General features: G+C 66.3%; 3 protein-coding genes. 1 reads left to right on the forward strand and 2 read right to left on the reverse strand.

Translation table 11 applies throughout. The annotated features are described in order from the left end of the window. Positions 1 to 52: 52 nt before the first annotated feature. The gene (locus tag U0C82_RS06390; RefSeq protein ID WP_322186244.1) at positions 53 to 9,313 is read right to left on the reverse strand and encodes a peroxidase family protein; all 9,261 of its coding nucleotides are present in this window, start codon (positions 9,311 to 9,313) and stop codon (positions 53 to 55) included. Between the two features lie 206 nt (positions 9,314 to 9,519). On the opposite strand from U0C82_RS06390, the gene U0C82_RS06395 reads away from it, so the two are divergent. After that, positions 9,520 to 10,929, forward strand: a complete 1,410-nt coding sequence (locus U0C82_RS06395) for a sensor histidine kinase (protein WP_322186245.1) — start codon at positions 9,520 to 9,522, stop codon at positions 10,927 to 10,929. Between the two features lie 39 nt (positions 10,930 to 10,968). Here the strand turns inward: U0C82_RS06395 and U0C82_RS06400 are convergent, their stop codons facing one another. Next, positions 10,969 to 11,643: a response regulator transcription factor gene (locus U0C82_RS06400; protein ID WP_322186246.1), complete on the reverse strand. Its 675-nt coding sequence runs from the start codon at positions 11,641 to 11,643 to the stop codon at positions 10,969 to 10,971. Positions 11,644 to 12,146: the final 503 nt, after the last annotated feature.

Raw genomic sequence — 12,146 nt, forward strand, 5'->3', positions numbered from 1 at the left:
GCGATCGGAAAGCTCTGGGAGGGCGGGGGCGATCGCCCCCGCCTTCGGTCCGTCAGACGACGCCGGTGAAGTCCGACGAGGTCAGGGCGTGATGGCCCGCGACGTCGAGGGTGAAGTCGGCGCCCGACCCCCCGGACACATTGCCCTGGATGCGGGTGAGCGCCTCGCCGTCGTCGCCGGTCACATGGGTGACGAGAACCTGCCCCGCGCCGTTGAGCGATGTGGCCGAGAGGGTGAACCCCTCAGGTCCCGCCATGCCCGACAGGTCGATCCGGTCGCCATGGGCAAACCCCTTGATGAGATCGCCGTCGGCATCCGCCACCGAGCGGAAGACGAAGGTGTCGTGGCCGCCGCCGCCATCCATGACGTTCGCGACCGCGCTGGCGATGATCTGGTCGTTGCCGGCGCCGCCCACGAAGTCCTCGAAGCCGAAGACCGCGTCGTGACCGCTCTGGGCGCTGGAGACGCTGCCGTGCCGCAGGGTGCCGTTGCCGAGATCCACCGTCAGGTTCGCCGTGATCGTGGCATAGTCGAGCATGTCGTGCCCGTCCTCGCCCCAGTAGATGTCGTCGCCGTCACCCTGCCTTGCGACGAAGCGGTCGTTGCCCGCACCGCCATAGGCGACATCCGATCCGGCAGCCCCTTCGAGCATGTCGTCGCCATCGTCGCCGAACAGGCGGTCGTCGCCGGCATCGCCGAAGATCATGTCCTCGCCGGTTCCGCCGAACAGGACGTCGTCGTCGGCCCCGCCGAAGATCATGTCCCGGCCGCCATCGCCCTTGACGAGGTCTTCGCCCTTGCCGCCCATCAGCGTATCACCGCCCTCCGCGCCGAGGAGGATGTCGTCCCCCTCGCCGCCGCTGAACACATCCGCGGCAGCGCTTCCGGTCATGACGTCGGCCGCGGCCGTCCCGGCCACGCCGAGACCTGCGCCGGTCGTGGGCGGCGGCGACGCGGTATCGTCGTCCTCCTCGACCGGGTTCCCGGCATCGTCGTCGTCACCGGCGTCGTCGTCATCGTCGTCGTCATCGTTATCGTCTTCCTGGCCGTCGCCGTCGTCGGTGGTGCCGTCGTCGTCGTCCTCGTCGGCGTCGTCACCGTTGCTGGCGGTGTCTTCGCCGTCCTCGTCCTGATCGCCGTCGCCGTTGCCGTTGCCGTCGTCCTCGTCACGGTCTTCGTCGTCGGTGCGGAACATGTGTTCCGGCAGATCCTCCATGCCGGTGTTGCGCGCGACGATGTCGGCGAATTCCTGGCCGTCGATGAAGGTCTCGTAGAAGTCGAAATCGTCGAGGCGGTCGATGTAGTAGAAGCGGTCGGCATCCTGCAGGCGTTCGAACTGCTCGCTGAGCACCACCCAGAACGTCTCGCCGACGATGCCGTCATTGATGTGCCGTTCGGCGAGACCCCCGACCCAGAAGTCGACGCGGTCGATGCCCTTGACGAGGCCCGTGCCGTCCGCCTGAAGCGCGATGCCGATGTCCGGATTGATCGCCCGGAACGCCGCGATGTCGGCCGCGGCGAGCGTGAGGTCCGGATAGGCCTCCATGAACTGCGCGATGACGGCGTTGCTCAACCCGTTGCGTTCCTGGAAGTCGGCCCAGGAGGCATAGGGCGTCAGGTTTCCGCCGGCAAAGCCGACCGCTTGCGCGACGTACGGGTCGCTCGAGGCCGAAAGATCCATGCGGATCTGGTTCAGGGTGCCGAGACCGACATCCCAGCCCCGCGCCACGTTGAAGGCGAAGAGGTCGGCGCTGATGCGCACCAGATCGTTGCGCACGGCGTCGACGATGTTGAAGTCGACCGCTTCCGACGGCTGGCCGATATTGCCGCCGATGATCGCATTGACCCCGTGCTGGGCGTAGCCGGGCTGCGGGCTGTAGCCTTGCGGCAACGGTCCGGTGAACACGCCCGGCGCATTGCTCGGATTGAGGAAGGCGTCGAAGAGCTTGACCTCGGTCGGATTGCCGTCCGCGTCCAGCACCGTCAGCGTCTCGCCGATCAGCGAATGGCCGAAGCGGAATGCGGCGGCGGCGAACTCGTGCGAGATCGCGGCGTTCGCGTTCGGATCGTATGCCTCGAAGCCGTGCGTGCCTTCGCTGCGCAGGCCGCCGAGAAGCGTGTCGAGATATTCATCGAACACGACCCGCTGATATTCGGCCTCGTTGATCATCTTGGCCGCCTGGAACACCTCCTCCGCCGTGCCCTCGAAGCCGGCCGCCAGCAGCCCATCCACGTGATGGTTGTGATTGCGGGCCCAGATCGTGTGGATCGAGGTCAGGGCGAAGTTCTCGTTCGCCCGCCCGTCTCCGGCCATGTAATGGTCGAGCACGTCGATGAACGGGTTGGTGTCGAGCAGCAGCGGATGGGTCGAACCCATGAAGTTCGAGATCATCTTGCTGACGACGCCGGGATCGAACGCGCCGGTCTCCGCGTCAAAGAGCGTGCCGGTGGTCTCGCTGTCGATCTGGTAGGCTGTGTAATAGTCGCGGAAGCTGACCTGGCCGCCCGGCAGGGACGGATCTGTGAAGATCGTGTTCGCCGACCAGTGATGCTGGATCAGCTCGCGCAGGGTCGGCAGAAGGCTGAAGTCGGGGTTCGAGGGATCGGGTGCGCCGGAGAACAGGCGCATGCCGTGGCCCTGCTGTCCGTCGCTTTCGCGCAGGAACTGGCCGATCAGAGCATGCGAGCCGTAGGCCTGGTTCTGGTCGACATAGGGCGAGGTCTGGTTCTTGTGCTGCGGAACCCCGTCCTCGTCGTAGCCGATGACCGTGCCGCGGGTGAGGTCGGCGGGATTGGCGGGACCGGGCGAGCCCGGGAAGCTCGCCCCCGACGCACCGATCTGGATCGAACCGCTGCCGCCCTTCGGCAGGAAGTCGAGCCCGTGGTCGATATACTGGCCCATCGCCATGAAGAAGATGTTGGCGTCGTTGCCGGCCTTGGGCAAACCGTCCTCCTGCGCGCCCAGAATATTGGAGATGGTGCGCGGATCGAGTCCGGCGAAGATCGGGTTGATCGCCCGGTTGCCGTCCCCGTCCGGCTCTCCGTAATGGGGGTTGGTGATGCGGATGAAGGCCTCGTCGGCCGCGCCCCAGCCCGGATTGGCCTCGTTGTTGCCGGCGCCCGAAAGCGCCCGCACGCCGGTCGGCACGTCGTCGTCGCCGGCCGACGCCGGTTTCTGCCCGTTGACGAGGGCCTTCAGCCCGGCAAGGTCGCTCGGCGTGTACTCGAAGGCGCCCGAAACGCCTTCCTCGTTGCCCGAAGGTGGCGGCGTGTTCTGGAAGATCGGCGGCACCGCTCCGGTGAACCGGATCGTGTGCGCGCCATTGGTGAAGGACTGGGTTCCGTCGCCATTGTCGACCAGCGAATAGGTCGAGCGGTCCTGCCCGGGCGCGAGTTCGACGACGTCCTGCGGGCGAAGATCGCCGATGATCGTGTCGTTGCCGCCGTTCGAGCGGAACAGGATGCGATGGGCCGACAGGATCGAAGAGATATCGACCGTGTCGCCAGCCTCGCTGCCGTTGATCGTGACGGTGTTCAGCGCAAGGCTCGTCGCCGAGAAATCGCCGACCAGCGTGACCGTGTCGCCACCGGCCGGCCCGCCGGCCGCGCCGACCGGAACCGTATTGACGACGATTTCCTCGATCCCGCGCAACTGGGCGAACACTTGTCCGAAATTGTTGCCGTTGCGGGTGACGACGATCTCGGTGTCCGCGTCGACGTTCGCCTGCTGGGCGAGCGGGGCCTGCGCGACCCAGGCCGCGCGGGTCCAGACGGTGAAGGTTTCGGCGCTCGCATTGCCGTTGATGACGAAGGTGTCGGCCCCGTCCTGCGCCCCGCCGTCCACGAGGTCGCGGCCGTCCGAGCCGAGGAGGCTTGCCTCCGCCGTTCCCGAACTCCACACGATGGTGTCGTCGCCCTCGCCTCCGTTCACCGTGTCGGCGGCGACCCCTCCCGTCAGCTGGTCGTCGCCCGCGCCGCCGTTCAGCGTGTCCGCGCCGGCTTCGCCGTTCAAGATGTCGTTGCCGTCACCGCCGTTCAACGTGTCGTTGCCATTGCCGCCGAGAAGGATGTCGTCGCCGCCAAGGCCGCTGAGAACATCGATGCCGCCGGCACCGTTCATGAAGTCGGCGCCCTGCGTACCGGATACGGTGTCGGCGGCAGCGCCCGCGCCGACGAACCGCAGGCCGACGGTCTGGGTCGGCTGCGAGAACAGCTCCTCGGCATTGCCGGCATCGTCGGTGAAGCTGACGGCCGCGCGCAGTTGCAGGTTCACCTGGGCCACGCCCGGCGTGAAGCTTGCGCCGACAGCGCCCGCAATATCGCTCCAGCCCGAAATGCCGAGCGACTGCCAGCGAACGGCGAAGGTCGCCGTGGCCGTCCCGTTCGGATCGCCGATCCCCGACAGATCGACCGTCAACGCCTCGCCCTGGGTGGGGCTCGCATCGCTGATCACCGGCGCGCCGGTGGCAGGCTGGGCGATGGTGTAGTCCTGATCGGCAAAGCGGATCACCTCGACATTGCGCAGCGTGTCGACGCCGTCGGACACGAGGTTGCGTCCCGTCAGCGGATCGACGGCGCCGGGGGTCACCGCGACGTGCGTCACGGTGATCGTGCCGTCCGGGTTGGTGGTGATCGTGTAGTTCGCCATGACGTCGTTGAAGACGGCGACATCCTCGTCGCCCGCCTCGCCGCCGTCGCGGATCTCGCGCACGATGTGCAGCTGGTTCGGCACGATGGTGCGCGAGATCATCAACTCGAACAGCGACTTGCCGACCCATGTGGCAGGTGCCTCGCCGGCGGCGAAGACATGTTTGAGACTGTCCACCGTCGCGATCTCGTTGGCGTCCGAATTCTCCTCACCGGCGCCGGTGATGCGGATGCGCACGTTCAGCCAGCTGTCGCCATCGATGAAGTCGTCGCCGCCATTGCCCTGGATGAGGTCGCCGCCGCCGCCGCCCAGAAGGATGTTTCCGCCGTCGAAGGCGATCTGCGCTTCCCGGTCGCCGGGGCCGGCGTTCTCGACGAGGGTGCCGAGGAGCGCGCGCAGACCGTCGATCCGGTCGACGCCGGCCTGGGTCAGTTCGTCTTCGAAGAACACGCCTTCCGCGGTGCCGATGGTGGCGGCGCCGTCCGTGTTCCGCACCCGGTCGTCGCCGCGCAGGATGTCGTCGTGCATCCAGCCTGACAGGGCTTCCACCTTGTCGAACCGGTTGCGCAGGATATCGGCCTGCTCGGTGGTGAAGATCGGCACGCGCAGGTCGGCGTCGGCGCCGAAGGAGACGTCCTTGAAGATCGACCAGTCGAAGCCGAACATGCCTTCGTTGCGGATGACGCTTTCGCCCTGGACCATGATGTCGTCGCCGGATTCGGCGTCGAAATCATGCTCGTCATTGCCGGCGAACATCACGTCGTGGCCCTTGATGGCCGAATTGAAGAACAGCTCCGAATTGTCGCCGGCCGTGGTGTCGAAACCGCCGCCGCCTTCCATCCAGTCGTCGCCCTCGTTGCCCATCAGGAAGTCGGCGTCGTCGCCGCCGAGGACGAAGTCGTCGCCTTCGCCGGCGAACACCTCCGTCGCATCGATGCCGACGAAGAACACGTCCTTGCCGCTGCCGCCCATCAGGATGTCGAGACCGTTCGAATTGGCGATGACGTCGTCGCCCTCGTCGCCCTTGAGGAAGTCGCCGGTGTCGCCGGAATCGGTGATGATGTCGTCGCCGGCCCCGCCATTGACCAGATCGACGCCCGCGCCCGATTCGATGCGGTCGTTGCCCGCGTCACCCCAGATGCCGTCGTCGCCGAAATCGGTGATGATGGTGTCGTTGCCGTTGGTGCCGCCGACCACGGCATGTTCGCCGCCGAAGATGCGGATATAGTTCGCGCCGACCGCGCCGGTCGGATCCGTGCGGACGACCTTGCCGAGGCCGATCGCTTCGAGGAACGGATCGCCGCCGGTCGGGTCCTTGCCGGAGGCGCTGAGATTATCGGGATCGTAGTCCGCCTGATTGGCGACTTCGACCTCGAGGACGTAGTCGTAGGTGGCGAAGGCATCGACGCCGATATGGCGCAGGACAATGTCGTCCGCAGTGCCGCGAATGCCGTCGGGACCTGCGGCGGCGAGCGCGGTGTTGGCCATGATCATCTTGGCGAAGGAGTTCTGCTCCAGCGCGTTGAGCATGTTCTGGCCCTGGGTGCGGGTCAGGTAGTAGAAGCGGTCGCCGTCCTGGAGGTTTTCCAGCTGCAGTTCGAAGACCGCGTTGAAGGTCGAGCCGAGGAAGCCGCCGAACGGCATCTTCTTCTCGGCAAGGCCGCCGATCCACAGGTCCACCCGGTCGAGCCCTGTCTCGGCATTGGCCCATGCGCCGGTGCCGGTCAGGAATTGTGTGCGATCGGGGGGCGACCCCTCCCCGCCGAAGACGATGGCCATGGCGGCATCGCGCTTTCCTTCGGGGGACGTCGCGCCGGTAATGGTGTCGTGCGTGCCGTAGGCCGCGATGAAGTTGACGATCGAGGCCGGATTCTTGAGGTTCGCGGCGAAATCGGCCCAGTGATCGTAGGGCTTCAGGAACGTCGATCCGCTGGCTGCGTAGAGCTGGCCGCGCGCATCGTTCAGCGAGGGCATTCCGGTGTCCCGTCCGCGCGCGATATTGATCGCGGCCAGATCGAGCGGAAGTCCGAGCAGATTGTTGCGCAAAGCCCCGACGACGAATTCGTCGATCTCGCTGCCGCGCTCGATGGTCATGCCGCGCACGATCGCCGCCGCGCCCTCGTCGTGCGAAAGGCTGCCGTCATTGTCGAGGAGGACGGGATTGAGGAACGCCTCGACGAGCCCGAGATCGGCATCGAGGAAGGCACCGTCCGGGCCGATGCGGGGCATGTTCTCGGTCAGCATCGAATGGCCGAACCGGTAGACCGTATTGGCGAATTCGGAGAAGATCGCCGGATCGACATCGGTGACCGAGTTGAACACGAACACGTCGATATTGGGCTGGATCTTCCGGGCGAACTCCTCGAACACCAGGTGCTGGTACTGCATTTCGGTGGCAAAGCGCGCGGCCTGGAACAGGCGCTCGCCATCCCAGCCCGCGCCGTTGAAGAGGGCGTCCGTGGCAAGGAACGCACCCTTGTCGCTCGCCGCGTCGAAGGCCGCATTGAAGGCCTCGAGCGCCGCGGCGTCGATCCCGGCGGAACGCCATTCGTTGACGAAGGCGACGTCGCCGCTCTCAAGGATCGTCAGCTTCTGCGCGTCGACCTGGCGGTTGTGCTCGGAATGGAAGATGTGGTGGACGGCGGTGAGGCCGATATTCTCGTTGCCGCGCCCATCGCCCGATATGTAGTGGCGGTCGAGAAGCTCGTTGTCGTATTGCGGGACGTTGGACGTCAGCTGGACGTCGTCGATCAGAATCTGCCCGCCATTGCCGCCATGGGTGATCTGGATGCGCAATTCCTGCCCGTCGGCTGCCCCGGGCACCGGGCCCGTCGACAAGGAGACCGGGCGCCACGCGCCGTCCTGCGGCGCCGTCAGGACAGTGCTCGCCAGCACCGTGCCGCTGGCCGTGACGAGCTGCGCGACACCGCCGCCGAAATCGAGATCGGCGCGATCGCCGACATTGAACGACAGGGTGTAGCTCCGGCCGGCCTGGGTGAAGACGCCGGTGTCGCGGGCAAGGCTCGCATTGTCGCTCAGATAGACGACATTGCCGCCGCCATGGCCGGTTTCGCTGATGACGGTGGCGGTCGGATCGTAGCTGCCGCCGCCGGCGCCGCCGGAAATCACCCAGCCGTCCGGGCTCTGCGGCAACCAGTTGCCCCGGTCCGGATCGACGTTGACGCCGGGCGTGCCGGAGGACAGGTCGACCGACTGGAAGCCATCGGCAAGGAGCGGCGCCGTCCCGACACCGCTGTCGCCATCGGCCAGTTTCAACTGGCCGGACCGGCTGTCCAGCGGATTGGCGTTGTGCGCGATATCGTCGAGGAAGGCGTGGCCGATCCGTGCCGCGGACGCGGCGAACGTATTGACGGGCGCTGCGAGATCGCCCTCGATCAGTTCGGCAAGCGTTCCGTCGGAAGCGAACCGGACGAGTTGCGGCAGGCCGTTGCCGCCGCGAATGAACTCGCCATAGGCATCGGTCTGGATCAGCGGAATGTTGAGGACGTCGCCGTCCGTCAATTCGATGCCGAGCATGGTGGCGGCCTGCGCCTTGACGTCGGCCCAGGTCGCAAGCCCGCCATCTTCGCCCGACAACAGGCGTCCGGTCGAGACCGGCCCCCCGTCCGTCATGCGATATTCGCGCAGAAAGACCTGATGGGAGGCGTGCGAGGTGTAGGTCTGGTTCTGGTCGACGAACGGGGTCGTCGTATTGGTCTGGGATCCGTCGCTCGTCGGGGTGGCACGCGTCAGGCTCATGAAGCGCAGCTGGGCCGGCACCTCGTCCCCGGTGTCCCTTATGCCGTCCGGGCCGTGCGTTGCGAGCGGATCGTCGCTGGCCAGCGGAATATAGACCGTTCCGGCGCCGCCCTTGGTGATGAGGTCGAGGCCGTGGTCGAAGAACTGGCCGAAAAAGGTCATCCACGCATTGAACGGGGCGGACAGCCCCTCGTCCGGCGCGACGTTGGCGATGTCGACCGAGCCGTTGGTGACGGTGACGCCCTTGGCCTCGAGGACGGCATCGAGGGCCGCCTCCAGCGCCGGGATATTGGCCGTGTCCTTTGCGTCGCGCGCCGCCTTCAGGGCCGCGTGGGCGGCGCTGATCTCCGCCTGGTCCGCCCGCACGTCTTCGGATCCGGCGATCGTCAGGGCCGCGATGATGGCGGCCGGGTTGTCGAGGCTCTGGTCGACGATGAGGTTGGAGATCGTCCGCGGCGCGGTGTCGACGATCGTGCCGGGATTGGCGTAGTTGCCGCCGGTGATCAGGCCGCCATCGGCCGGGCCGTTGATGTCGACCGATCCGGCGCCCACCGTGTACTTCGGATCGAGAAGGCGCGGCATCGACTGGTCGGCGGCGCCCCAGGTCTCGCGGCCGGGCACGATGTTGTTGTCGGTTCCGTCCACCGTGCGAAGGCCGAAGGGCACATGCGGGTCGGGAACGGCGAGGGGCTGGCCGGCGTCGCGCGGGATCAGTTTTCCCGTTGCCGCGTCCGTCACGTAATAGGTTTCGCCCGCGCCGTTGAGGGCCTCCGGATCGGCGATGATCCCGCCATTGGCATCGAGCAGGATGCTGGTGAGCGGGATGCCGGCAGCGTGCGCCTCGGCGATCTTGATCTGCTGAAGAACGAATTGCAGGTCTGCCTGGTTGATCTTGAAGGCTGCCATGATCCCAACTCCCCATTGTCGCGGCGTTTGCGCGCGAACCCCAAAAAATGTTCCGACGTCCATCTGCGGAAGAAGCGAGACGCCCCGTCGCTGGCATTCGTCGATGTGGTGTGTAAAGTCGCGCGATACCGCGTCGATCCGACGTCGATATTCACCGGATGTTAAGGATGCCGTTAGGTCAAAAAGTCCGAGAGACTTTCGTTACTTTGGTCCGATCGGCCTCGGCGACCAAAGACCGGCCTCGATCGGGACCTTGGTCGGACCGGTGGCGGCCGGCACGGCCTCTGGCGGCGTGGCGCCGCCTCGGCACGGCCCGGCAGTTCCTGCTTCTCGCAGCGGTCCTCCTCGCGCTGTTCGTCGCGATCGGCGGCGTTCTGCAGTCGCGGCTGGTGAGGGCGGAAGCGCTGGCGGAACATGCGAGAACCGCCTCGGTCTACATGCAGGGCATCATCTCGCCGCACGTGCAGTCGCTCGGCGCGTCCCCGTGGCTATCGCGGCAGGAGCAGTCCCGGCTGGACACGCTCGTCGCCGATACCGGGCTCGGCCGGGAGATCGAGGCGATCAAGATCTGGCGGCCGGACGGGACCATCGTCTATTCGACGGATCCGCGCATCATCGGCGAACGGCATGAATCGGAGAGCGTCGCGAAGGCCGCGCGCGGCGAAACGGTCGAGAATCACGGCACCGGGACGGAGCATGCGGGCGGGGGCGAGACGGCCGGCGACCTCTTCGAGATCTATATTCCGATCCGCGGCAGCGGCGGCGAGATCATCGCCGTCGGGGAGTTCTACCAGCGCTCCGACGGCGTCGCCGGTTCCCTCGCGACGGTGATCGCCGGCAGTTGGGCGATCCGGGTCATGCTCGCCATGGGCGCGCTCGCGCTGCTCTCCATCGTGGTCCTCGGGGCCGACGCGCGCATCACTGCGCAGCGGCGGGCCAACCGCCAGCATCACCGCCGGAATCTCGAGCTCCTGAAGCAGAATCGCGTTCTTCGAAACGAAGCGGAGCGTTCGCGCCGCCTTGGCGCGCAGGCGAGCGAGGACCTGCTCGGCCGCGTCGGCGCGGACCTTCACGACGGGCCGGTTCAACTCCTGACGCTCGCCGCCCTCCACGCCGATCGCCCGTCGAAGGCGATGCCGCTCCTGCAGACGGCGATGGACGAGCTACGCTGCATCGCGGCCGGGCTCGTCCTGCCGGAACTGTGCGGACTGACCGCGTCCGACGCGCTGCGTCTCGCCGTCGCGCGCCACGAGCGCAACACGGGCACGCGGGTCGAGACCGACATATCGGACCTGCCCGCCACGATTTCGCACGAGTTGAAAGCCTGCATGTACCGCATCGTCCAGGAGGCGCTGCAGAACGCGGTGCGCCATGCGGGCGCGCAAGGTCAAAGGGTCGAGGCACGATGCGAGACAGGCATGATCCGCATCGCGGTGAGCGACACGGGACCGGGCAAGGCCGAGGCCGCCGGGGACGAACATCGCCCGAAACTCGGGCTCGTCGCCGCCCGCAATCGCGCGGCCGCCTTCAAGGGCAGCTTCGCCATGCAGCAAAGGCGCGGCGGCGGCACGGAGGTGATCGCCCGTTTTCCGCCCGATCTCGACCCCACGCCGTAAGGCACGTCACGTCGAAGGGCGCATGGCGAAGACCGCGCGTCAGTTGAACGATCCCGGATTCCGCGCATCGCGCCCGCTTTCGATCCCGACCAGCCTTTGGGCCGCCAGGACGACCTCCAGCCGGTTCCGGGCGTCGAGCTTGTGCATCAGCGACGTCATGTAGTGCTTGACGGTCTTCTCGCTGATGTCGAGGCGCGCGGCGATGGCCTTGTTCGTGCAACCCTTCAGGAGAAGCTTGACGATCTGTTCCTCGCGAACGCTGAGATGGCGGCTGGCCGCCTCGCGCGAGGACGGCAGGCGAAGGGCTGCGATCATCTTGCTGGCCAGGGCCGGCGTCACGAACGTCTCGCCCCGCATCGCGCTCTCGATGGCGGCGGTCAGCTCGGCGACCGTGCTGCCCTTCAGCACATAGCCGTTGGCGCCCGCCTCCAGCGCGGCGATCGCCAGATCCGTGCGGTCCGATGCCGTGAAGGCGACGATCTTCATGGAAGGAGACTTGGTCCGGATGCGCGCGATGGCATCGAGCGCATTGCCTGGCATCTGCAGATCGATGACGAGAATGTCGGGTCGCTTCTCGGCGGCGACCGTGATCGCATCGGCGGCGCATGCGCCGCTTCCGACCACGCAATACTCACGGAGTTCGGAGAACAGGCTGACGAGCCCGTCTCGCAAGATCGGATGATCGTCGATGAATGCAATCGATGCGTGTGACATACCCACCCTCAACACAAAATTGCCATATTCAGGCTTGGCACGATTCGCTGAACGTGTAAACGCTCCTGTAACGGTGAGATTTCATCTTTCCAGATCAGTCTTAAATTCTGTTACAATCATTATAAGCATGTATACCAAGATGCGACGCAGTGTCTCTACGAGCGCTTTTCTGATGGTTATTTCATCTCCGACTGTCTCGATACCCGGCCCGACGCCCTCGTCCAGAGGAGGTACCACCGAATATGCTTGGTGCGCCGCAGCCCTGACTGTCGAGGCGTCGCCCGGTGAACCTGTGGATTCGCTCCGTTTTCCAAGGAGATCGCCCATACCGACGGGTTCGAGCCGCTGGACGCCGCCATGATCAACCGCGACGGGTGGCTCCGCCTGTGGGTCGAGGACAGGGCGCCGGCGATGGCCTTGATTTTACCCATCAGGAATTCCGAAAACCCCTTCAGACGCTCGGGCCGATGCGCCTGCCGGCGGACGGCATCGCGGGTCTTATG

The organism is Fulvimarina uroteuthidis (assembly GCF_034321785.1).
Classification (GTDB): Bacteria; Pseudomonadota; Alphaproteobacteria; order Rhizobiales; family Rhizobiaceae; genus Fulvimarina; species Fulvimarina uroteuthidis.